The sequence below is a fragment of the Virgisporangium aliadipatigenens genome (assembly GCF_016863615.1).
GTDB classification, from domain to species: Bacteria; Actinomycetota; Actinomycetes; order Mycobacteriales; family Micromonosporaceae; genus Virgisporangium; species Virgisporangium aliadipatigenens.
Map to the genome: position 1 here is coordinate 210198 of NZ_BOPF01000019.1, position 22583 is coordinate 232780.

The 22583-nt window shown below is 72.3% G+C and carries 25 protein-coding genes; 16 read left to right on the forward strand and 9 right to left on the reverse strand.

What is annotated here, in order from left to right; translation table 11 throughout:
- Positions 1–6 precede the first annotated feature (6 nt).
- From Val02_RS25495 to Val02_RS25510, 4 genes are read left to right on the forward strand one after another with little or no spacing between them, the layout of a single operon-like run.
- Positions 7–1353: an amidohydrolase family protein gene (locus tag Val02_RS25495; RefSeq protein ID WP_203901723.1), complete on the forward strand. Its 1347-nt coding sequence runs from the start codon at positions 7–9 to the stop codon at positions 1351–1353.
- On the forward strand, positions 1350–2228 hold the full coding sequence (locus tag Val02_RS25500) for a cupin domain-containing protein (RefSeq protein WP_203901724.1): 879 nt from the start codon (positions 1350–1352) through the stop codon (positions 2226–2228). The genes Val02_RS25495 and Val02_RS25500 overlap by 4 nt, the downstream gene beginning before the upstream one ends.
- The gene (locus Val02_RS25505; RefSeq protein ID WP_203901725.1) at positions 2225–2911 is read left to right on the forward strand and encodes an SDR family oxidoreductase; all 687 of its coding nucleotides are present in this window, start codon (positions 2225–2227) and stop codon (positions 2909–2911) included. The genes Val02_RS25500 and Val02_RS25505 overlap by 4 nt, the downstream gene beginning before the upstream one ends.
- Positions 2908–3762, forward strand: coding sequence for an NAD(P)-dependent oxidoreductase (locus Val02_RS25510; protein ID WP_203901726.1), 855 nt, complete (start codon positions 2908–2910; stop codon positions 3760–3762). Before Val02_RS25505 ends, Val02_RS25510 begins: the two co-directional genes overlap by 4 nt.
- Before the next feature lie 61 nt (positions 3763–3823).
- Here Val02_RS25510 and Val02_RS25515 read toward each other — a convergent pair whose 3' ends face one another.
- The gene (locus Val02_RS25515; protein WP_203901756.1) at positions 3824–4972 is read right to left on the reverse strand and encodes an RNA ligase RtcB family protein; all 1149 of its coding nucleotides are present in this window, start codon (positions 4970–4972) and stop codon (positions 3824–3826) included.
- 10 nt (positions 4973–4982) lie between these two features.
- Positions 4983–5612 (reverse strand): hypothetical protein, encoded by a 630-nt coding sequence (locus Val02_RS25520; RefSeq protein WP_203901727.1) that lies wholly within the window; start codon positions 5610–5612, stop codon positions 4983–4985.
- 58 nt (positions 5613–5670) lie between these two features.
- On the opposite strand from Val02_RS25520, the gene Val02_RS25525 reads away from it, so the two are divergent.
- Together Val02_RS25525 and Val02_RS25530 are read left to right on the forward strand one after the other, a co-directional pair.
- The gene (locus tag Val02_RS25525) at positions 5671–6387 is read left to right on the forward strand and encodes a MerR family transcriptional regulator (RefSeq protein ID WP_203901728.1); all 717 of its coding nucleotides are present in this window, start codon (positions 5671–5673) and stop codon (positions 6385–6387) included.
- A complete protein-coding gene (locus Val02_RS25530) occupies positions 6384–6875 on the forward strand; it encodes a YfbM family protein (RefSeq protein ID WP_203901729.1) in 492 nt (163 codons plus the stop codon). The genes Val02_RS25525 and Val02_RS25530 overlap by 4 nt, the downstream gene beginning before the upstream one ends.
- Before the next feature lie 9 nt (positions 6876–6884).
- On the opposite strand, the gene Val02_RS25535 is transcribed toward Val02_RS25530, so the two are convergent.
- Positions 6885–8534 (reverse strand): glycosyltransferase family protein, encoded by a 1650-nt coding sequence (locus tag Val02_RS25535; protein WP_203901730.1) that lies wholly within the window; start codon positions 8532–8534, stop codon positions 6885–6887.
- 55 nt (positions 8535–8589) lie between these two features.
- Positions 8590–9363 carry a hypothetical protein gene (locus tag Val02_RS25540; protein ID WP_203901731.1) on the reverse strand — a complete coding sequence of 258 codons (774 nt, stop codon included), beginning with the start codon at positions 9361–9363 and terminating at the stop codon, positions 8590–8592.
- 37 nt (positions 9364–9400) lie between these two features.
- Here Val02_RS25540 and Val02_RS25545 point away from each other — a divergent pair, with 37 nt between their 5' ends.
- Positions 9401–10228, forward strand: a complete 828-nt coding sequence (locus tag Val02_RS25545) for a hypothetical protein (RefSeq protein ID WP_203901732.1) — start codon at positions 9401–9403, stop codon at positions 10226–10228.
- On the opposite strand, the gene Val02_RS25550 is transcribed toward Val02_RS25545, so the two are convergent.
- Complete coding sequence (locus tag Val02_RS25550; RefSeq protein WP_203901733.1) at positions 10225–10809, reverse strand: TetR/AcrR family transcriptional regulator; 585 nt, start codon at positions 10807–10809, stop codon at positions 10225–10227. The two genes, Val02_RS25545 and Val02_RS25550, sit on opposite strands and share 4 nt — an antisense overlap.
- 111 nt (positions 10810–10920) lie before the next feature.
- Here Val02_RS25550 and Val02_RS25555 point away from each other — a divergent pair, with 111 nt between their 5' ends.
- On the forward strand, positions 10921–11655 hold the full coding sequence (locus Val02_RS25555) for an SDR family NAD(P)-dependent oxidoreductase (protein WP_203901734.1): 735 nt from the start codon (positions 10921–10923) through the stop codon (positions 11653–11655).
- Positions 11656–11687: 32 nt separating this feature from the next.
- Here the strand turns inward: Val02_RS25555 and Val02_RS25560 are convergent, their stop codons facing one another.
- Positions 11688–12380, reverse strand: coding sequence for a type 1 glutamine amidotransferase domain-containing protein (locus Val02_RS25560; RefSeq protein ID WP_203901735.1), 693 nt, complete (start codon positions 12378–12380; stop codon positions 11688–11690).
- A gap of 56 nt (positions 12381–12436) precedes the next feature.
- Between Val02_RS25560 and Val02_RS25565 the strand changes: the two genes are divergently transcribed.
- Positions 12437–13339: a LysR family transcriptional regulator gene (locus Val02_RS25565; RefSeq protein ID WP_203901736.1), complete on the forward strand. Its 903-nt coding sequence runs from the start codon at positions 12437–12439 to the stop codon at positions 13337–13339.
- Between the two features lie 66 nt (positions 13340–13405).
- A complete protein-coding gene (locus Val02_RS25570) occupies positions 13406–14623 on the forward strand; it encodes an MFS transporter (RefSeq protein WP_239153325.1) in 1218 nt (405 codons plus the stop codon).
- A gap of 16 nt (positions 14624–14639) precedes the next feature.
- Here the strand turns inward: Val02_RS25570 and Val02_RS25575 are convergent, their stop codons facing one another.
- Both Val02_RS25575 and Val02_RS25580 read right to left on the reverse strand, forming a co-directional pair.
- A complete protein-coding gene (locus tag Val02_RS25575; protein ID WP_203901738.1) occupies positions 14640–15422 on the reverse strand; it encodes an aldo/keto reductase in 783 nt (260 codons plus the stop codon).
- On the reverse strand, positions 15419–15997 hold the full coding sequence (locus Val02_RS25580) for a TetR/AcrR family transcriptional regulator (protein ID WP_203901739.1): 579 nt from the start codon (positions 15995–15997) through the stop codon (positions 15419–15421). Before Val02_RS25580 ends, Val02_RS25575 begins: the two co-directional genes overlap by 4 nt.
- A gap of 178 nt (positions 15998–16175) precedes the next feature.
- Between Val02_RS25580 and Val02_RS25585 the strand changes: the two genes are divergently transcribed.
- The 6 genes from Val02_RS25585 (at position 16176) to Val02_RS25610 (ending at position 22151) form a co-directional block, all read left to right on the forward strand.
- Positions 16176–16982, forward strand: a complete 807-nt coding sequence (locus Val02_RS25585) for a class I SAM-dependent methyltransferase (RefSeq protein ID WP_203901740.1) — start codon at positions 16176–16178, stop codon at positions 16980–16982.
- The gene (locus Val02_RS25590; RefSeq protein WP_203901741.1) at positions 16982–18094 is read left to right on the forward strand and encodes an acyl-CoA dehydrogenase family protein; all 1113 of its coding nucleotides are present in this window, start codon (positions 16982–16984) and stop codon (positions 18092–18094) included. Before Val02_RS25585 ends, Val02_RS25590 begins: the two co-directional genes overlap by 1 nt.
- A 50-nt stretch (positions 18095–18144) precedes the next feature.
- Entirely contained in the window at positions 18145–18996 is an 852-nt protein-coding gene (locus Val02_RS25595) for a helix-turn-helix transcriptional regulator (RefSeq protein ID WP_203901742.1), read from the forward strand.
- Between the two features lie 112 nt (positions 18997–19108).
- Positions 19109–20089 (forward strand): permuted SH3 domain-containing protein, encoded by a 981-nt coding sequence (locus tag Val02_RS25600; RefSeq protein WP_203901743.1) that lies wholly within the window; start codon positions 19109–19111, stop codon positions 20087–20089.
- Positions 20086–20814 carry an ABC transporter ATP-binding protein gene (locus Val02_RS25605; RefSeq protein WP_203901744.1) on the forward strand — a complete coding sequence of 243 codons (729 nt, stop codon included), beginning with the start codon at positions 20086–20088 and terminating at the stop codon, positions 20812–20814. Before Val02_RS25600 ends, Val02_RS25605 begins: the two co-directional genes overlap by 4 nt.
- Positions 20811–22151, forward strand: coding sequence for an ABC transporter permease (locus Val02_RS25610; protein ID WP_203901745.1), 1341 nt, complete (start codon positions 20811–20813; stop codon positions 22149–22151). The genes Val02_RS25605 and Val02_RS25610 overlap by 4 nt, the downstream gene beginning before the upstream one ends.
- A 12-nt stretch (positions 22152–22163) precedes the next feature.
- Here Val02_RS25610 and Val02_RS25615 read toward each other — a convergent pair.
- The coding region (locus tag Val02_RS25615; protein ID WP_203901746.1) for a hypothetical protein at positions 22164–22583 on the reverse strand (420 nt) is incomplete at its 5' end.

Genomic DNA, 22583 nt, shown 5'->3' on the forward strand with positions numbered 1-22583 from the left:
TCGTCCGTGAGCAACCGCATCCTCTTACGTGGCGGCCGGATCATCAGCATGGACCCCGCAGTCGGGGACCTCGACAGCGGCGACATCCTCATCGAGGACGGAAAGATCGTCGCCGTGCAACCGCACATCGAGGCCGACGCGGAGGTGGTCGACGCCACCGGCCGCATCGTCATCCCCGGCTTCGTCGACACCCACCGGCACACCTGGGAGGCCGCCATCCGCGGCTGCGCCCCGAACGCCACCCTGGACGATTACTTCGTCGAGGTGCTCGACACGTTCGCGCCGAAGTACCGGCCGGAGGACGTGTACGCCAGCAACCTCGCCGGCTCCCTCGAATGCCTCAACGCCGGCATCACCACGCTCGTCGACTGGTCGCACATCAACAACACCCCCGAACATCCCGACGCGGCCGTGCAGGCGTTGCAGGAGACCGGAATCCGCGCGCAGTACGCCTACGGCAGCGCGAACACCTCGCTCGCCGACTACTGGTTCGAGAGCAAGCTCAGCATCCCCGGCGACGACGTGCGTCGGGTGCGCAGCGCCTACTTCTCCTCCGACGACCAGCTGCTGACGATGGGCCTCGCCACGCGCGGGACGGGGTTCTGCGTCAACGACGTCGTGACCGCGGAGTGGCGCCTCGCCCGCGAGCTGAACATCCCGGTCACCGTGCACGTCGCGATGGGCCGGCTGGCCGGCCGGTTCGGCATGATCAAGGCACTGTCCGAACTGAACCTGCTCGGCCCCGACGTCACCTACATCCACTGCTGCTACTTCAGCGACGAGGAATGGCAGCTCGTCGCCGACTCCGGCGGGACCGTCTCCATCGCGCCTCAGGTCGAGGTGCAGATGGGCCACGGCTGGCCGCCCGTCGTGAAGGCCACCGAGTACGGGCTGCGGCCCAGCCTCTCCATCGACGTCGTGACGACCGTGCCGGGTGACATGTTCACGCAGATGCGGGCGGCGTTCGGGGCGGACCGGGCGCGCATCAACGCCGTCTGGTGGGAGCGCAACGAACCGGCGCAGGGGCTGCCCACCGCCCGCCAGATGCTGGAGGCGGCCACCATCAACGGGGCACACGTCGCCGGGCTGGAGTCGCGCACCGGTTCGCTGACGCCGGGCAAGCGCGCCGACATCGTGCTGCTCGACGCGACGGCCATCAACATGACGCCGATCCACGACCCCGTCGCGGCCGTGGTGCTGATGGCCGACGTGTCCAATGTGGAGGCCGTGCTGGTCGACGGCGAGTTCCGCAAGCGGGACTTCAAACTGCTCGGTGACGTGTCCCGCGCACGCACCCTCGTCGAGAACTCCGCCGAACACCTCGTCGCGGCGACGAAACCGGTAGCCGCGTGAGCCTTCACATCGTGGCCCGGGCCGCCGATGCCGAGTACACCGACCTCGGTGACGGATATCGACGCTGGGCCGTCGTCACCGAGGCCGCCGGCAGTGTCCACACGGGATTCAACGTCTGCGTGCTGGACCCCGGCGGCGCGGTGCGAAGCCACGTGCACTCGTTCGAGGAGAGCGTGTACGTGCTCGACGGCAGCGGTGTGCTGGAGACGGCCGACGGCGCCGTGCGGCTCGGCCCCGGGGACTACGCGCTGCTGCCCGTCGGCGTCGGGCACGCCTGGCGCAACGACTCCGACGCACCGGTGCGCTGGGCCGAGATGCAGGGGCCGGTGCCCCGCGCGCGCTTCGACGGCGACACGATCGCGGTGCCGGCGTGGGAGCCGCACGAGCCCGTGCCGGTCGACGTGCGGGACCCGCGGGTGCGCCGGTTCGGCAACATCACGCCGGCCCACATGGACGCCACGAAGCAGCAGCAGGGCATGCTCGCCGTCTCGGCCAGCATGCGCACCGCCCTGCTGGTGTACAGCGGCATCACCGTGAAGATGATGGTGGACTCGGACCTCGGTGCGCGGCTCACCACGATGTTCATGGTGCAGTACGAGCCGGACGGGACGGCCGGGCCGCACGACCACCCGTTCGAGGAGACGTATCTGTTCCTCGAGGGCACGAGTGTGGCGACGTTCGACGGGATCGAGTACACGCTCGGGCCGGGCGATGTGGCCTGGGCGGGCGTCGGTTGCGTGCACGGGTTCCGCAACGCCGGCGGCGGCGTGCTGCGCTGGTTGGAGACGCAGTCGCCGCAGCCGCCGGGGCGGTACTCCTATAGGTTCGTGCGCGACTGGGACTATCTGCGCGAGGCGTTGGGGGAATCGACGTGAGCACGATCGTTGTCATCGGTGGCACGGCGGGGATCGGGAAGGCGATCGCCGCCAAGGCGGCGGCACGAGGCGACGAGGTGGTCATCACCGGCCGCGATCCCGAGCGGACCGCCGGTGTCGCCAAGGAGATCGGGGGGAACGTCACCGCGATCGCACTCGACCTCGCCGAGCCCACGACGATCGCCGAGGCCCTGGCCGGTGTGTCCACTGTGGACCATCTGGTGATCGCCGCCATCGAACGCGACCAGAACACCGCCGTCGACTACGACGTCGCCAAGGCGCTGCGGCTGGTGACGTTGAAGCTCGTCGGCTACACGGAGGTGGTGCACGCGCTGCTGCCGCGGATGGGCCCGTCGGCGTCGGTGGTGCTTTTCGGGGGACTCGCCAAGGAGCGCCCCTACCCCGGTTCGACCACTGTCACCACGGTGAACGGCGGCGTGAGCGGCCTGGTGCGCACCCTCGCCGTCGAGTTGGCGCCCATCCGCGTCAACGGCGTGCACCCGGGCATCATCGGCGACACGCCGACCTGGGAGGGCAAGTCGCTGGACCATGTCGTGGTGCGCACTCCCCTGCGCCGGCTGGCCACCACGGACGAGGTCGTCGACGCGGTGGAGTTCCTGCTGCGCAACGGTGCCGTCAACGGTGTCGAACTGGCCGTCGACGGCGGGTGGCTGCTGACGTGAGAGTGGCGGTCGTCGGCGCGGGACGCATGGGCGCGGCCATGGTACGGCGGCTGCGCGCCGGCGGCGTTCCCGTGAAGGTGTGGAACCGGACCGCGGAGAAGGCCGCCGCGGTCGCGGGCTCGACCGGGGCGGACGTCGCGCCCACCGCGCGTGAGGCCGCGGTGGGCGCCGACGTCGTGCTGGTGTCGCTGGCGGACGACGCGGCCGTCGAGGCGGCCTACGGCGGTCCGGACGGATTGGCGGCGGGTGTCCACAGTGGAACGGTCGTCGCCGACACCAGCACCGTCGACCCGCGCACCGCGCGCACCATGGCCGCCCTGGTCGCCCGCCACCTCGACACACCGGTCTCCGGCAGCGTGTCCACAGTGGAGGCCGGCGGGTTGACCGTGCTCGCCGGCGGCGACGCGGCCGACCTGGAGGCGGCGCGTCCCGCGCTGGCGCACCTGGCGGCCAGGATCGTCCACATCGGACCGTCGGGCGCCGGCGCCACGGTCAAGCTCGCCGTCAACGGCATCGTCCACGCGCTCAACCAGGCCGTGGCCGAGGCCCTGGTGGTGGCCGAGGCCGCCGGTGTACCGCGGGAGACCGCGTACGACGTCTTCGCGGCGAGCGTCGCCGGAGGGCCCTTCGTCCAGTACAAACGCGACGCCTTCGTGAACCCCGCCGAGACGGCACCCGCGTTCACGCTCGACCTGGTCGGCAAGGACCTGGACCTGCTGCTCGCCCTCGCCGACCGGGTGGCCGTACCGACCCCCCAGGCGCGGGCCAACCGCGCGGCGGTGGCGGCAGCGGTGGCCGCCGGCCTGGGCGCCCGCGACATGGCCGCGATCGCCGAGCACCTGCGCCCCTAGATCAATGTGAATTCTGTTGCGGCTGTGCCGGCGTGTCGCGCAACAGGATTCACATTGATCTTCAGCGGCGGCGGCGGGGAGTCGTTTCTGCGGTCTTGTAGGTGACCAGCGGGACCGTCGACAGCACGGGGGTTGCGAGACCGTGCGACGACAGGTCCGCGATGACCTGCTCGATGCGTTTGTAGGCCGTCGGCGCCTCTTCGAACAGCAGCTGCCGGTCCCCGCACACCACGTACGACCCGACCGGGGTCCGGCGCAACTCCTCGACGGTGTGCTTGGCCTTGCCCCGCTTGAGCGCGTCGGCGCGCGACATCTTGCGCCCCGCGCCGTGCGCGACCGAGAAACCCGCCGCCGCGCCCGCGTGGCCGTGCACGAGGTACGACGGGGTCCCCCGCGTCCCCGCGACCAGCACGTCGCGGCCGTCACCCGGCGCCGCCCCCTTGCGGTGCAGGTAGACCTTTCCGTCGAACGTGTCCAGTGCCACTACCTCGGCGGAATTGTGGCACTCGTCGACGACGGGCGGCGACGGCGTGGCCCCCAGGGCGAGGGCGACGCGGGTCGCGAGCAGGCGCCGGTTGAGCGCACCCCAGCGCACCGCGTCGTCGTGGGCCGCCAGGTAGGCGGCCGGATCCACGGCCGGCCCGGCGCCGTGCACCTCGGTGTGGGTGCGCAGGATGCGTTCGCCGAAGCCCCGCGATCCACTGTGGACGATCAGGACCAGGTCACCGGCCGCCAGGCCGAGGCGCGCGGCATGCGCGGCGTCGAGCACCTGGCCGACCTTCGCCAGCTCGACGAAGTGGTTGCCCCGCCCGACGGTGCCGAGGCTCTCGGTGAAGCCGCCCGGGATGTCATCGTCCACATAGGACCAGACCTCGTCGTCCGGGTCGACCGGCACGTCGAGATCGGGGAACTTGCCGGCGAGCTTCTCCGGCACCGCCCGCTTGAGCGCGAACGGGAACACCGCGATGCCGCACCCGATGTCGGAGCCGACGAGGTGCGGGTAGAGCACGGTCGAGGACATGGCGGCACCGATCGGCGCGCCCTTGCCGGGGTGCAGGTCGGGCATGCCCGCGACGTGCAGCATCCCGTCGAGGGCGGCGACCTGGTCGCACTGGCGCAGGGCGTCGGACTCGATCCAACTGCCGGGCGCGGCGAACACCTTCACGGTGGCGGAGGTCTGGGGAAACAACGACGCTCTTCTTTCGCGCAGAGAAAGGGAATCAGCCGAGGGGACCCGTCAGAACGTCATGCCGACCACCATCCCCGACATCCGACCGCCCGGCAAGCGCTTTAACCCCGTACCCGCCCCACCAGATCATGATCGGCAGATGGAGGGCGTACCCGAGCTGTTCCACGGCGGGGCCCGGCCCGGCGAGCCCGCTCGTCCACGGCAGCACCACGGCGGCCGCGCCGGAGACGCACGCCGCCAAGCCGCCCCACCCCGGACGCGCGAACGCCGTCGCGGCGACCCACAACAGCCCGGCGAGGTTCACGGTCCACTTGGCCAGCAGCAGCACCGCCAGCGCGGCGGCGGGCTCCCCGGTCAGCTGGGTCACCGCGAGATTGCCCGCGTCGTGCAGCAACCCCGCGAGCCCGGCCGCCGCCAACAGCCCACCCGCCGGCCGTCCCGTCACAAGAAGCCCGGCCGCCGTCAGGGCCAGCCAACCGAGCACGTCCAACGCCAGTTCGACCAGATGGAGCGCGACCCGGTCGTGCACGGCGCCCAGCGTGGCGCCGAGGTCCGACGGATTCAGGGTCAATCCCGATGGCACGGCGACGGCCGCGCCCGCGATCATGGCGGTCAACGAGGTCAGCAGCAGCACACCCACACCGCGATTCACAGTGGTCATGGCGCGGACGCTAAAACCCTGACGCGGCGCGAGGGTCAAGAGACAGGCGGTGCGGCGGATGTGGCGGATCGGACGGTTGGCACACATGGCCGGCGTATCCGAACGCACACTGCGCCACTACGACCGCATCGGCCTCCTGCGCCCCGCCGCCGTCGACGGCGCCACCGGCTACCGCTGGTACGGCGTCGCGGAGCTGACCCGCCTCGAACGCATCCGCGGGCTGCAACGCCTCGGCCTGCCCCTGCGCCGCATCGCCGACCTGCTCGACGCGCCCGAGCACCAGGTCCGCGACGCCCTGGCCGAGACGGTCGAGGAGCTGCGGCGCGAGATCGCCACGAGGTCCGCCGCGCTCGCCGCCGCGCGGGAGCACCTGGCCGCCGCCCCGCCGATCCTCCCCCAGGAGACCACCGTCGGGCCGCGCCACCTCCGCGTCCGCCACTTCCTTGTAGAGCATCCGGGGGAACTGGCGTGTGCGCGCCCGAGCGTCCTGCTGACCTGGTTGGAGGGCCGCCCGACGGAGGGGTTCGCGGCGGCGGTGGAGACCGCCCGGGGCGGGGAACGCCTCACCCTCCCCGCGCGCCGCGTGGTCCGCGTGGTGGTGCCGCCGGGCCGCGGGGTGGTACGCGCCGGCCACGACCTGTTCGACTGGCTGCACCGCCGGCCCGTCCGCATCAGCGGCCCCACCCTGGAGGAACATCTCGTCGACGGCGACGGCGCGATGGCGACGGTTCTGGAGGTACCGGTGTCTTTCGGACACGTACTATCTTCCTCATGAGCATGATGGGCGTGTTCTTCGCCTTGTCGCCCGATCAGGAACACGCCCTGTTGGACGCCGACGAGTCCGGCAGCGACGATTCGGTGCGCGACCTCATCGAGGAGTTCGAGGAAAACTGGGCGGACGGCCGCTACTCCGCCGACACCGACCAGGCGTGGGACGCCATCCACCGCTGCCTCACCGACGGCACGCTCGACCCGGACGGCGGCGCCTACCCGCTCTCGCACGCCGTGCTCGGCGGCCGTCACCTCAGCGACGACTGGTACGTCGTGTACGTCAGCGCGACGGAGGTGAAGGACGTGGCCGCCGCGCTGCGCGAGGTCGCGCGCGACTGGCTGCGCACCCGCCTGGAGGGCCTGGGCGCCGGATACACGGGCGCGCGCGACGACGCCGACTTCGAGTACACGTGGAGCAACTTCGAGGACGTGCGGGAGTTCTACGGACGGGCCGCCGAGGCGGGTCGCGCCGTCGTCTTCACCGCGACCTGACGGGACCGTTCAGGAGTAGGACATCCGCCGGCCGACGTTGCACAGCGGCAGGCCGTCGACCTCGACGGTGTGGATGACCTCGTAGCCCGGCGGCAGCGGCCAGGGTTCGTAGTCGATGCTGTAGTCGCCCTCCGCGGCGTACACCGGGCTCCAGCCCGGCGGGATGCTGGGGCTGCCGTACGGGAAACCGCCGATCGAGGGCGGCTCGTTCGGCACCGGGTAGCGGAAACGGTTCGCCAGCAACCAGTCCATCGCCGAACGCTGGCAACTGCCCCAGTAATCGCCCTCCCACTTGCCCCGGGCGTCGGCGTAGCCGCCGACGATCGGGCTGAAGTACACGTACTCGTACGGGTAGAGGCGCACCGTGGCGACGACCGAGTGCGCGTAGCCGCCGACGAGGTCGACCACGAGCAGGGCGGCGACGACGTACCGGGCCCGTTCCGACGCGGCACGGGTGGTGGCCAGGGCCCCGGCGGTGCGCTGCACGGCATACGCACCGAGCAGGATCAGTCCGGGAACGATGAACAGGAAGTGCCGCGGCCCGTTGTACAGCACCGGCCGGGTCACCAGCAGCAGCACGAACGGCACGAAGAACAGCGCCGCGCCGGCCAGCACCCGCAGGTCCGTCAGGCGGCGGCGCACCAGGTCGGCGACGATCAGCCCGGTGCCGAGCAGGGCGAGCAGCACGGTCGGCAGCGGCGAGGCGACCAGGAGCCAGCGCGGCACGTAGTCGCGCGGCCGGGTCGAGGCGTGCACCAGTTCGCCGTTGAAGAGGATGTTGCCGTCCCACGGATACGCCGACATGTTCTTGAGCACGTCCGGCAGTCCGCTTACCGGGTTGAGCGCGATGTAGGGCCAGGTGACGATGATCGTCAGGTACGTGGCGGCGCCGATCGCCAGGCCGGCCAGCAGTTGCTTGCGCAGCTCCGGCCACCAGGCCTTTTCGCGAACGGCCGCCCGCCCGTGCCGGGCCCACCAGACCAGTGCGGCGAGCCCGACGACGCCGAGCCACAGCAGGGCGTTGATCCGGACGGAGACGCCGATCCCGATCACCACGCCGAGCAGCAGGCTGTCGAGTATCCACTCGCGTCCGGTGTTCCAGCGGCGCAGCAGCCGCAGCGTCATCCAGAGGATGAAGATCATGGCGACGGCGAGCGGGATGTCCTTGGAGTTGTTGAAGACGGCGCCGGTGTAGCGCGGGTACAGGGCCAGGCCGGCGGCCGCCAGGAACGAGCCCCACCAGCCGCCCAGTTCGTAGCCGCACAGGGCCATCCCGACGATCCCGGCGGCGCCGCCGATCCCGCAGACCAGCGCGCGCACGTACCAGTGGTCGGCGCCGCCGAAGGTGAACTGCGCGAAGGCCACCAGGAACTCGAAGACCGGCCCGTGCTCGGGCATGTGCAGCACCGGGTCGAAGTTGAGGAAGCTGGTGTCCTCGCCGAGGCTGAAATACCAGCGGTAGGTCGCCGTCCCGTACTCGTCCTGGAACGCCTCGTCGTAGGTGTGGCCGTAGCGGTCGGCCTGGGTCACCACGTAGAGGCCGGTCAGCACCAGCAACGTCGTGAGCAGCCACATCGGCACGCGGTCGTGCCACAGTCTCGCCGGCGTGGGACTCTCCGATCGCTCGGTCGTTTCTTCGGCCGGGATCGTTGTCGACATCGGCACAGGCTAGTGCAGCCATTCAGCAATTCAAATCAGTAGTGCGGCACGCCGATTACCGGTCCCGTAACAGCAGCCCGTCGTTGGCGAGCACGACGTCCGGCACGTCGCCGGCCGGTTCGTAGGGCTCGACGGTCAACGTGCGGCGGCCGTCGTCGAAGCGCAGCAGCTGCCCCGGCACGAGCAGGTGCCCGTCGGCCTGCATCCGGGCGAGGTGGTTGAGGATGGCGCCGGTCTCCTGGATCCGTTCGGCGGGCACGCCGGCGATCAGGTCCGGCCGGCCGAACTTGATCATCCCCCGGGTGTGCACCGGGTGCCCGAAGCCGGGCGACGGTTCGGTCTCGGCGATCAGGCTCACCTCGTCCTGCACGCTGAACGGCCGGTCCGGCGCGAGCGCCGCCACCTGCGCGCCGGTGTACCAGTTGAAGGCATAGCAGTCGAGGATCGCGAACGCCCCCGCCTCGGCGAGTGCCTGCGCGGCCGCCCACGCGAGCTGCAGGTGGGTCAGGTCCGGCGGGTCCGCCAGTTCCACCTTGACCGAGTAGCACATCGGTGCCCGGTCGAGCCGGTCCAGCTCGGGCAGTCCCTGCTGCGCGGCGATGTTGCGCAGGGCGCCGGTGCGCCAGTTGTCCACCCATTCGGGGCTGTCCGTGTGCCGGTGGCCCCGCAGGTCGAGCGCGTCGACGGGCACGCCCCTCGGGGTGCGCCCGCGGAGCGTGAAGTCGGGTCCGACGACGTCGCCGTCCGCGTAGGCGATCAGCGTCATCGCGGCCCGGCTTCCCGTGTCCTGGAACGACTCCCGGCTCCACGGTGCGATCGGAGTGGTCACCCGGGGCATCCTGCCACGCGCACGGTAGTTTCGCGGGATGCCCGACCTCGACGCTCTTCTCGCGCGGGCCACGTCCGCGGCCGTGCGCACGGTCGACGGCGAGCCGGTGCATCACACCACCGACGCCGCGGCCCTCGCCGGGCTGCGCGAGGCGCTGGCGGTCGAGGTCGTGCTCGACATGGTGTGCGCGTGCCTGGGCGACCTGCGGATCGAGTTCGCCGGCGTGGACGGTGTGCGCATCGCGACCGTCGGCTACCACCACGCGGCCACGATCCGCTGGGACGGCTACCCCGCCGACGCCGAACTGCGCGACGGCCCCGCCCTGCTGCGCTGGCTCGCCGCGCAGGGCGTACCCGGCCCGCTGGAGAGGCACGAGACCGGCGAGCGGGCGCGGGCGGCGCACGAGGCCGAACGGGCCATCGCGCTACGGGACTGGCGCGCGAAGGCGCCCCTGCCGGATGCGATCCTCGACCGGATCGTCGAGGGCCGGCCGCCCGCCACCGACGCCCTGCTCGCCGAGGTGCGCGCCGGCCGGGACACGGCGCCGGCCGTCGCGTTGGCGCTGCTCGCGTGGTGCGGTGCGGGCACCGGCCGCTACTCCGGCTACCCCTCGCACGAGGCCCTTCCGAGCAGGCTCCTCGCCGAGATCCCGATCGGCGTCATCGTCGAGGCGCTCGGGCTGCCCGAGGCGACCGACGCGCACCGGGCCGGGGCGGTGCGGCATCTGATCGGGTGGCGTTCGCGGGCGAAGCTGGCGCGCGACATCGGGCGGGTGCCGGCGGCGTTGCGCGCCCGCCTGGTCGAGGTGGCGCGGCGGTCTCCCGACCCGGACACCCGCGAGCGGGCCGCCGAGAAGCTCGGCTAGGTCCGCAGCACGCGAAGCGCGTCGAGGGCGACCGCGGTGAGCACGCTCCGGCCGACACCGGCGCGGCCGAGCAGCTCCATCCCCCGGGTGACGGCGACGAAGTAGACCGAAAGCGACTGGACGTTCGCGTCCGCCGGGATCTCCTTGTGCTCCCGCGCGTGTTCCAGGCATTGGGCGTAGACACCGGCGAGCTGTTCGATGCCGGCCTTCGTGGCCGTCGAGAGCGGGTCCTCCGCACCGGTCGATTCGACCAGCGCACGGGTGGCGAGCGAGATCCGCCGGTCGCTGCCGCTGAACTCGATCGCCATGGTGAGCAGGTGACCCCGGATCCGCTCCAGCGGCGAGGCGTCATCGTGTCCGAGCGCCTCCGAGACGGCGCGCGTCGCCTCCTCCCGGTCCTCGGAGAGCGCGCGCAGAAACAGTTCCCGCTTCCCGCCGAACGCGTTGTACAGGCTCTGCTTGCCGAGGCCGGTCGCCCGCACCAGGTCGTCAAGTGTCGCAGCGGCGAGGCCGTGCACGGCGAACACCTCGCTGGCGCTGCTGACGACGTCGCTCTCGACGAACTTACGCGGACGGGCCATGCGAGGAGCCTATGTTATTGACCACATAGTCAACAACCGGATCGATATTGACTACCTGGTCAATAACTTCAATTATGGACCGCGTAGTCAATAACGAGCGATGGAGTGATCATGGGAGTACTGGAAGGCAAGGTCGCGGTCGTTACCGGGGGGAACGCGGGCATCGGGCTGGCCATCGCGCGGGCCTACCACGCCGAGGGTGCGCGCGTCTTCGCCGTCGGCCGCCGCCAGGAGGAGCTCGACAAGGCCGAGGCCGAACTCGGGCCGCAGGTGACCGGGATCCGTTGCGACGTCGGCCGGCTCGACGAGCTCGACGCGCTCTATGCGACGGTGGCCGAACAGGCGGGCCGGATCGACGTCCTGGTCGCCAACGCCGGCATCGGCATCGCCGCTCCGCTGGGTGAGATCACCGAGGAGCAGTTCGACGCCATGTTCAACACCAACGTCAAGGGCTCGCTGTTCACCGTGCAGAAGGCGATGCCGCTGCTCTCCCCGGGCGCCTCGATCATCCTCACCGGATCGACCGCGGCCACGCGGCCGCAGTGGGTCCTGCCCGTGTACGGGGCGACCAAGGCCGCGATCCGCAACCTGGCCCGCGGGCTCGCGCACGGCGCCAAGGCGGGGCAGTACCGCATCAACACGCTCTCGCCGGGCGGGGTCCGCACACAGGGCCTGATCGACCTGCTGCCGCCGGAGCATCTCGCCGCCGCCGCCGCGACGATTCCCGTGGGCCGGCTGGCCGAACCCGAGGAGATCGCCACGGCGGCCGTCTTCCTCGCCTCCGATGCCTCCAGCTACGTCAACGGCACCGACTTCGCCGTCGACGGCGGTTTCGCGCAGATCTGAGCGCGCGCCCGAGAAGTTCCCGGGTTGCGGGATTATGCGTCGCGCTCGCCGGCCTGAAGCAGTTCCAGCAGGGCTTGCGCGACGGCGGCGCTGGACTGCGGGTTCTGGCCGGTGACGAGCGTGCCGTCGACGACGACGGTGCTGCTCCAGGCGGCTCCTGCCTCGACGATCGCGCCGAGCTCCCGCAGGCGGGACTCCACGAGGTACGGCACCGTGTCGCCCAGGCCGCCGGCCCGCTCCTCGGCGTCGGTGAAGACGGTGAGACGGCGGCCGGCGTAGGCGAACCCGGCGTCGGTGGTGGTCGTGCTCAGCAGCGCGGCCGGCCCGTGGCAGAGCGCGGCGACGGGCTGGTGGCGGGCGTTGGCATCGTGCAGCAGGGCGCCGAGGTCGGCGTCGGTGGCGAGGTCCTGCATGGGCCCGTGCCCGCCGGGCAGAAAGACGGCGTCGTAGTCCGCGGCCTTCATCTCGGCGAGGACGAGCGGCGCACGCAGTCCGTCGATCGCATCGAGGTAGTCCCGCAGGTGCGCGTTCTCGCCCTGGAGACTGGCGGCGTCAGGGGCCGGCACGCGGCCGCCGGGCGTGGCGATGTCGACCCGCACGCCGGCGCCGGTGAGGATGCGATGCGGCTCGGCCACCTCCTCGGCCCAGTAGCCGGTGGGGTGAGCGGTGCCGTCGGCCAGTCGCAGCTCGTGCGCGGCGGAGACGATCATCAGGATCTTGGTCATGCTCGAAGCCTATCCACGACGTTAGGACAGCGTGGTCGAGAGCTATAACAGTTCTTATGGCTGAGCTGGACCTGCTGGCGACGTTCCTCGAGATCTACCGGAGGGGGTCGCTGAGCGCTGCCGCGACGGCACGGGGCCTGAGCCAGCCGGCGGTCAGCGGCCAGCTCCTCCGCCTGGAACGCCGGCTCGGCGCACCGCTGTTCGTCCGTTCGGCGCGCGGCACGACACCCACGGCGGCGGCGCACGCACTGGCCCGGCGGGTGGGACCGCACCTCGACGGCCTGCGCGACGCGGTCGACAGCGACGGTGCGGTAGACGCCGCCGGCACCGTGCGGCTCGGCGGCCCGGCCGACCTGCTGGCGGCGCGGGTGCTGCCGGCCCTCGCGCCGTTGGCGGCGCGCGGGGTGCGGCTGCTGGTGACCTGCGGGGTCGCCGACGACCTGCTGGCGGCGCTGTCCCGCGACGACCTGGACCTGGTGGTCTCCGCGGTGCGGCCGACGGCCCGCACACTGTCGGCGGTCCCGCTGATCGACGAGGAGTTCGTGCTGGTGGGGCCGCCGGCGCTGGTGCGTGGCGTGGACCCGGCCCGGTTGGCGACCGATCCGGTGCGGGCGCTGTCCCACCTGCCGCTGGTCGCGTTCGCCCCGGAGCTGCCGATCGTGCGCCGCTACTGGCGCACCGAGTTCGGGCGGCGCCCGCCGAACGACGTGGCGGTGGTGGTGCCGGACCTGCGGGCGGTGCTGGCCGCAGTGGTCGCCGGTGCCGGGATCTCGGTGCTGCCGCGCTACCTGGCGACGGCGGCGCTGGCCTCCGGGGCGGTGGTGGAGCTGCACCGGCCGCAGGTCCAGCCGTTGAACACGCTGTACCTGGCGACCCAGCGGGCCGGCCCGGGCAGCACGGCCCTGACCGCGGTGGAGCGGGAACTGCGCGACCGGGCCGCCGCCTGGGGTTCGCTCTGACCATGATGATCAGGAGCCCGGCCGGAGCACTAGAGTAAGGAGATGCCTGCGGATAGGCCCCTTACCATGTGGGCGGGTCGCGTGGTCGCGCTGCTGGGCATCGTGCTGGTCGCGCTGACCCTGCGCCAGACGGTCGCGGTGATGTCGCCGATCCTCGACGACATCCGGGTGGACATCCCGATGTCGGACCTCGGCGTCGGGCTGCTCGGCACGTTGCCACCGATCCTGCTGGCGGTATCGGGCCTCGTCGCGCCACGCGTCGCCCGCGGCGTCGGCCTCGACGGCGGCATCGTGCTGGCGCTGCTGCTCATGACCCTCGGCCATCTCGTGCGCGCGGTCGCCCCGGGCTACGCGGTGCTGCTCGTCGGCAGCGTCGTCGCGCTCGCCGGCACCGGCATCGGCAATGTGCTGCTGCCGCCGATCGTGCGGCGCTACTTCCCCGACCGGGTAGCGCTGCTGACCGCCGTCTACGTCTGCATCGTGGGCGTGAGCACCGCCCTGCCCGCCGCGGCCGCCGCCCCGGTCGCCGAGCGGGTCGGATGGCGGTTCGCGCTCGGCATCTGGGCGGTGACCTCGGTGGTCGCGCTCGCGCCGTGGCTCGTCATCATCGGGCGGGAGCGCCGCCGACGGCTGTCGGCTGCCGACACCGGCGAGTCCCCGCCCACCACCCTCGTCACGCGACTGTGGCGCTCACGCGTGGCCCTGTCGATCACCGTCGTCTTCTCGACCAGCACGATCCTCACCTACGCGTGTTTCGCGTGGTTGCCCGAGATCCTCGGCGACGTCGCCGGTTCGACGCCGACCGAAGCCGGGGTGCTGCTCGCCGTGACCGGCATCATCAGCGCGCCCATCGCGCTCGTCGCGCCCCTGCTCGTCACGCGGCCGCGCGATGCCAGCCGGCTGATCGCCGTCGGTGTCGCCGGCTTCGTGCTCGGCTACCTCGGCCTGCTGCTCGCCCCCGCGACACTCACCCTGCTCTGGGTGCTGCTCATCGGCTCGGGGTCGATCCTGTTCCCGGTCTGCCTCGTGCTCATCACCGAACGCACCCGGACCCAGGACGGCACCGTCGCGCTGAGCGGCTTCGCCCAGGGGGTCGCGTACGCGCTCGGCGCGCTCGGTCCGCTGTTCGTCGGGCTGCTGCGCGACGTGAGCGACGGGTGGACCCTGCCGCTGCTGTTCCTGCTCGCCGTCGCCCTCACGGCGGCCGTCCCGGCGTTGACGCTGGCCAGGCACGCGTTCGTCGAGGACGAGCTCGACCGCTCGTACGCCGGGCGAGGATCGTGAGCGGCCCGTTCACCGGCTAGTCCACTGTGGACAGTGCGGCGAGCTCTTCGGCGGGGAGGCGGATGGCGCCCGCCATGACGTTCGACCGCAAATGCTCGAGGGAACCGGTGCCCGGGATGGGCAGGGTCGTCGGTGACACGGCGATCAGCCAGGCCAGAGCCACCTGCTCGACGGTGACGCCCAGGCGGGCGGCGACCGGGGCGAGCCGGTCGCGCCGAAGCGGCACGGGGCCGCCGCCGAGCGGGAAGAAGGGCACGTAGGCGATCCCGGACCGTCCACAGTGGTCGACCATCGCGCGGTCGGCGGTGTCGTGGATGTGGAACCTGTTCTGCACGGCGGCGACCGGTGCGATCGCCTGCGCCTCGGCCAGTTGCGCGGCATCCACGTTGCTGAGCCCGATCTCCCGGATCAGCCCCTCGCGTTGCAGCGCGACGAGTGCGGCGAAGCGCTCCCCCACCGGCTCGCCGCCCGGCGCACTCGTGACGGTGCCGGCGCGCAGGTACACGAGGTCGAGGGCGTCCCGCCCGAGGCGGCGCAGATCCTCCTTGACCTGCCCGGCGAAGTCCGCGGCGGGCGTCTGCAGCAGCGTCTTGGTGGTGATGACGAGGTCGTCCGGGTAGGGCGCCAGCGCGCGCCGGATCAGCTCGTGCGCACCGGGATACGCGGCGAACGTGTCGATGTGGTCGACGCCCAGGGAGACCGCCTCGCGCAGGAGCGTGACGGCCTCGTCGGGCGTGGGAACGGCGCGGCCGAGCACCAGGCGCAGCGCCCCGAGCCCGATCCGGTTGACCGTCCTCATAGGACACTCTTCAGCGCGGCGCGCAACACGGTCGCGAACGGCGGCGGCGACGTCGTGTCCAGCCAGTGCCGCCCGGCGACGCGCACGGCACCGGCGATCGCGGCGGCGCGCACCTGACAGGTCAGATCGCCCGCGGTCACACCGGTCCGCTCCGCGATCGCCTCGGCGAGCGGCTCCTCCGCCATGGTGAACGCCTTGAGCGCCTCGCCCTGCAGCTCCGGGGTTCGCATGATCATGGCCAGTCCGGCCCGGTCCGGCTCCGGCGTCGCGAACGTCTCCACGACGGCCGCGACGACAGCGTCCACAAAGGACTCACCGGCCGGCCGGGCCCGCAGGGCCTTCCCGAGCCGCCGCGCCTGTCCCGCGTGAACGGCGCAGATCGCCTCCTCGCGGCTGGAGAAGTAGTTGTTGTAGGTGCGCGGCGCCACGCCGGCCGCGGAGGCGATGTCGGCCACCCGCACCACTTTCAGCGCGCCCGGCCCCTGCTCGACGGCGAGCCGGAGCGCGGCCTCGCCGATCGCCTCGCGCACGGCGAGCTTGTTGCGGGAGCGCATGTCCCGGGGTTCCTCGTCCACGCCCCCACCATAGCGGCTAGATGCGTGTCACGCACATAGTGCGTGTCACGCATCCAAGGAGTCGCACCCGACGTGGTGCCCCGGTCTGGCGGACCGGGGCACCACGGGACGAGGGAGGGCGGGCGCCGCCGCCGTAAGGTCCCGGGGCCGGTAACGACGCCTCTTCGAAAGGAAGCACGTGGGCACGGACTTCGACTTCGACGAACTCGCCGCGAGTTTCGACCGCATCCTGCCCACCTGGCAACCGGTCACCGACCGGATCGGCGAACGGCTCGGCCCTCTCGCGCCGGGGGCGTCGGTGCTGGACATCGCCTGCGGAACCGGCGAGCCGGGACTGACCCTGCGAGAACGCGACCCGGGAATCCGGCTGCTCGGCGTGGACGCCGCCGACACGATGGTCGCGGCAGCGGCGCGCAAAGCGGTCGCGCGCGGCCTCGACGGTGCGCGGTTCGCGTCGATGGACAGCCGGAAGCTGGACGTCGAGGACGGCAGCGTCGACGCGGTGGTCTCCCGCTTCGGCGTGCTCAGCTTCGTGCCCGACCCACGGGCCGAGGCCCGCGAGGTGGCCCGCGTCCTGCGGCCCGGCGGCACCTTCGCGATCGCCGCATGGGCCGCGCCGACGGAGAACCTCATCTCCTACGCGCTCGTCACCGGCCTGCGCGAATGGCTTCCGCCGGCGATCGATGCGGCACTGCGGCGGCAGGAACAGTACGCGATGCCCGGCCGTCGTGAGGCGTGGCTGCGCGACGCCGGCCTCACGGTGAACGGTGAGACGTTCGGCTGGCCGGTCGAGTTTGCGGACCGCGACGCCCTGTGGGACTTCGCCGACGACCCGGTCTTTCTCGGGCCGGTCGCCGGGCACCTCGACGCCGAACGGCTGGCGCACGTCCGCGAGGTCCTCCTCGACCTGCTCGACGACTACCGCGGCGCGGACGGTTCGTACGTCCTGCCCTATGCCTGCCGGATCCTGTGGGGTGCGCGCTGATGGCGTCCACCACCCGCGTGGTGTCGCCGGACGTCGCGCGCAGCGTAGGGGAAACCCTGGAAAAGCACGCCGAGCGGACCGAACGGGATCGGCGTCCGGCACCGGAGAGCATCGCCGCGGTCCGCGACGCGGGCCTGTTCGCGATGGCCGTCCCGCGCTCCGCCGATGGCGCGGCCGACGTCCGTACCCAGTTGGCCGTTCTGCGGGAACTGGGTCGGGGCTGCGCCTCGACGGCGTGGATCACGGGGCTGACCGCCGGCGCCAAGGCGGTGCTGCTGGGGACGATGCCGGAGCCCACTCGGGAACTGCTGCTCGCCGAGCCGGACGCGATCGTGGCCGGTTCCGGCGCGGCGCGGGGGGCCGAGGTGCGGCCGGTCGCCGACGGGCTGGTGCTGTCGGGCCGCTGGCAGTTCACCTCCGGCTGCGAGGACGCGGACTACGCGTTCCTGATCGCTCCCGCGCAGGGCGGCTTCTACGCCGTCCTGGTCCCCACGCGGGAGCTGACGGTCGAACGCGACTGGCACGTCGCCGGCATGGCCGGCACGGGCAGCCACACGTTGGTCGCACGCGAGGTCGCGGTGCCCGCCGGGCGGATACAGCCGGCGGCCGGCTTCTCGGTGCGGCCCGCGACGCAGACCGGCGGCGTCGTGGCGATGCTGGCACCGCTGGTCGGCGCGACCCGGGGCGCGTGGGAGGACATGCGCCCCGTCGTCCAGGGCGACCGGAAGCCGTACGGTTCCCGGTATCGACGGATCAGCGACTCCGCGCTGGCCCGCCAATGGTTCAGCGAGGCGACCCGGCTCATCGAGGAGGCCGAGCGCGACCTGTCGTTCGTGGCGGCGGCGGTCGACGCCGGGGACGCCGAATCGCTCTCCGCCCGGATCCAGCTACGGACCATCATCACCACCAGCGCGCGGCGGTGCCGGGAGGCGATGGAGCGGCTGCTCGACCTCGGCGGCATGAGCGGCTTCACGCTTGCCCACCCGTTGCAGCGGCGCTGGCGCGACGTCTCCGTCGGCACCCGTCACCCGCAGTTCAACGCGTACCTGGCCGAGGAGGACCACGGGCGCGCCCTGTTCGGCGTCGACGAACCGATGTCCACCATGCTGTAGCCGCGGCCGCCCCCTCGCCGGGTCCGGGATCGGCTGCGAGGATGTCAATCATGAACGGCGTCGAGACCGACCGGCTGGGCGAGTACCTGAAGGTGCGGCGTCAGGCGCTCGCCCCGGAACGCGCCGGGCTGGTTCGCGGCGGCCTGCGGCGCACTCCGGGCCTACGCAGGGAGGAGGTCGCCACGCTCGCCGACGTGTCCGTGGACTACTACGAACGCCTCGAACGCTCCCGCGCCACCAACCCGTCCGCGGCGGTGATCGCCCGGCTGGCCGTCGCTCTGCAACTGGATCCGGACGAGACGAGCCACCTGTACCGGCTCGCCGGCCACCCGGCCCCGGCACCCGCCCCCGAACGGCAGGTCGACCCGTCCATCCTGTTCCTGCTGGACAGTCTGGACGCGACGCCGGCGCACGTGCTCGACACGGAGACCAACGTCCTCGCCCAGAACGCCCTCAGCGTCGCGCTCTTCGGCGACTTCGTCGGGCGCCCCGGGCGTGAGCGCAACATGGCGTGGCGGTGGTTCACGGACCCGCGCACCCGTGCGCACAACATCCCGGAGGAGCACGAGGAGATCGGCCGCGGCTGGACCGCCGAGCTGCGCGGGGTCGTCGCCGAACAGGGCAGCGCGGGTGACGCCGCCCGGCTCGTCGCCGAACTGCGCGAGGCCAGCACGGAGTTCGCCGGCTACTGGACGACGATGGAGGTGTACCGGTTCCGGACGATGCGCAAGACGTTCGTGCATCCGGTGACCGGCACCATCGAGGTCAACTGCGACATGGTGCCCGGCCCGGCCGGCAGTCCCCGCCTCATGGTGCTGCGGCCGGAGCCGGGCTCCGACGTGGCGCGGCGGTTGCGCCGGCTGCACGAGAGTCTCGCCGGCCCGGCCGGTGCCGTCGGCTGACGGTACATCGGCCGTTATCACCTCGGCCGACGAGTTCCCCCGAGGACGGCAACCAGATGTGAGGTACGGCGCGTCCTAAACCTCGGCGGAATGCATTCGGCGAGGAGGCTCCATGCGGTTGGCGCGTCGCACGTTCGGGCTGGCGGCGGTGCTGGTGGTCGCGGCCTGCTCGGACCCACCGGAGAAGAGCGACGTGCCGTCGCTGGCGCAGCACGGGGCCGTGCAGACCACGGTGAAACCGACCCGCCAGGACCTGACCAACCGGATCACCCTCACCGGCAAGGTCACCGTCAACCCGGTGTTCGGGATGGTGTCCCCGGTCGCCGGCGAGGTGCGCTACCTGGACGTGAAGGCGCCGACCGGCACGCCGACGAAACCGACCCGCGTCGCCACCGTCTGGGCCGGCAACAAGCCGAACCACGTGGAACTCCCGGCCGGGTCGGTCTTCGCCGGGCGGCTCACCGACGACCGCGCCACGGTGCCGCAGGGCATGCCGATCGTCACCGGCCGGCACGTGGGCTACGGCATCGTGGCCGACATCGACGGCGGCCAGGCGTACCAGGTCTCCGACGCCCTCGCCGAGGTGCAGGCGCAGGTGCGCAACGGGCCGGGGCCGTTCAAGTGCACCGTGCTCGGCACCATCGCGGCGCTGCCGGCCGGCACGGTCCCCGAGCCGCCCGCGCCGTCGCAGGGCCCGTCGCCCTCCGCCGGGCCGGTGAAGGTGCCGCCGCCGGGCAACGAGACCCAGCCGTCGGAGCCCACCGGGATGCGGGTCGTGTGCGTTCCGCCGTCGGACGTCAAGCTGATCAACGGCGCGGCCGTCGGGCTCGAGCTGGTCACCGCGCGGGCGAGCAACGTCATGGTGCTGCCGGTCGAGGCCGTCGCCGGCGGCCAGGGCAAGGGCCGGGTCGACGTGGTCGGGCCGGACGGCACCCGCCAGACCCGGGAGGTGACCCTCGGCCTCTCCGACGGCAAGGTCATCGAGATCAGGTCCGGGTTGAACGGCGACGAGACGATCGCGGTCCCCGGACCCAACCTCCCCGGTGGCGAGCCCGCCAAGCCCGGCGCCGCATCGTCGGAGGCCCCCCGGTGACCCTGATCGAACTGGACGGCATCACCAAAACCCTGAAGGGCCAGCAGAAGCCGCGCACCATCCTGGACGGCGTCGACCTGACCGTCGAGTCCGGCCAGAGCGTGGCGATCCTGGGCCGTTCCGGCTCGGGCAAGAGCACCCTGCTCAGCGTCATCGGCCTGTTCGACCGCGCGGACGGCGGCCGCTACCTGCTGGAGGGGCGGGACATCACCCGCCTGCCCGAACGCCGGGCCGCCGCCCTGCGCAGCGCCTCGTTCGGCTTCGTGTTCCAGCGCTTCTTCCTCCTCAAGCACCTGACCGCCGCCCAGAACGTCGCGATGGCCCTCGTCAACGGCCAGGGCTGGCTCCCCCGCCGGCGCCGCCGCGCCAAGGTGATGGCCGCCCTGGAACAGGTGCAGATCGCGCACCTCGCCAAGCAACGCCCGGCCAAGCTCTCCGGCGGCGAGCAGCAGCGCGTCGCGATCGCCCGCGCGCTGGTCCGCGACCCGCGGGTGCTGCTGGCCGACGAGCCCACCGGCGCGCTCGACACCGAGACCGGCAACCTCGTCATCGACGCGCTGCTCGCCGCCACCGAACGCGGCTGTGGCCTGATCCTCGTCACCCACGACCGCGACCACGCCGCGAAGATGGCCCGCGTCGTGCGGCTCACCGACGGCGTGCTCGCCCCGGTGCTCCCCGAACCGGCGGCGCCCACCGTGCCCGCGCTGCCGGTGGTGCACTCGTGATCCGCCTGTCGGGGCGGATGCGTTCCGCGCTCATCATCGGCGGCCAGGGCATCCGGGCCCGCAAGCTGCGCACCGCCCTGTCGATGGTGAGCATCTTCCTGGGCGTGCTCGCCGTCGTCGTGGTGCAGGCCGGCGCGGAGATCGTGCGTCAGGCGGCCCTCGCCGACCTGGAACTGCAGCTCGGCAAGGACGGCACCGTCCAGATGTACTTCCCGCCGACCGAGAAGGGCGCCGCCGCGGTGCTGGAGACGCTGCGCGGGCGCGGCGACGCCCTGGCGCAGATGTCGACGAGTGCCATCATCGGCGAGCCGAACACCCAGCCGGTGAACCCCGGCGGCGCGCCGTTCAACGACTCGGCACAGGGGCCGGCGTGGGCCACCGAGGGCGGCGGGGCCGTCAGCATGGCCTGCGACGACCAGGGCTTCTGCCGGCCGATCGACGTCGGCCCGGACACCGGTGCCCCGCGCGGCGCCGCCATCCAGCTGGAGCTGCGGGTGCTCACCGGCGACGTCCGCCGGTTCATCCCGTACCAGGTGGAGGCCGGCCGGTGGCTCGACTTCACCGGCAGCCCGTCGATGTCCCCACGGATCGTGGTCAACCGGGAGGCGGCCGAGGGCCTGGCCCGGCACCGCGTTCCCGCCGAACTCCACGTCGAGGGCACCACCGCCAATCCCACCCCGCAGATCGTCGGCGTGGTCGACGACGGCAACGGCCAGCCGACCGCGTACGTGTGGTCGGAGGACCTGTTCAACTGGCTGCCCGGGCCGGCCGAACAGGCCGAGTGGGTGCGCGGCTCGATGCAGGTGATGCTCGCCCCGACGGCCGGCGAGGTGGAACGGGTGCTGCGTGCGCGGCTGGTCTCGGCCGGCGTCGCCGACAACAGCGTGCAGACCCATGTGATCAACGTCCGCAAGAACATCGCCGAGCAGCTCAAGCTCCTGCGGCTGGTGTTCCTCGGGCTCGCCGCGCTGGTGCTGCTGATCGGCGTCGCCGGCATCCTCAACGTCGGCCTCGCCACCGTCGGCGAACGGGTCGAGGAGTTCGCGCTGCGCCGCGCGGTCGGCACGCCGCGCACCCTGCTCGCCGGCATCGTGCTCGCCGAGACGCTGCTGACCGGCCTGTTCACGGCGGCGCTCGCCATCGGGCTCAGCGCGGCGGCGCTGCGCATCGGGGTGACGCTGCTGCACCGGCCCGAGCCGTTCCTGCAGAACATCGTCTTCCCGTGGCAGGCCGCGGTGGCCGGCGTCGTGGCGGGCCTGGTCGCCGGGCTGCTCGGCGGGCTGATCCCGGCGGTGCGGGCGGCCCGGATCCCGATCGCGACGGTGATGCGCGCGTAGCCCGCGGGCGTCCTACAGCGTGGCTCGCCAGTGCGGCCAGGCGTCGCGCAGGTACCACGCGAACGGCACCCACCAGATCAGGTCGTTGGTGAGCAGGATGACCCCGGACGCCAACGGCCACTCGCCGGTGGCGTACAGGTACAGCCAGCCCGCCGGCCCGAGCACCTTGCCGAGCAGCCCCACGGCCGCGATCGGGAACCCGTGTTCGGGCCGCCGCGCCGCCTCCAGATACAGCAGCCCGTACACGCCCAGCACCATGCCCAGCGTCATGAAGATCTGCGGATGGTTGTCCGGCGGCATGCCCGCCACCCGGAACAGCCACTGCGGGTCGAGCGCCGCGTAGGCGCCCCACAGGATGTTGTAGATCCCGGCGGCGGCCAGCGTCCAGCGGTGTACACGCACCGCTGGATTATTCAGCCGTCGATCTCCGAC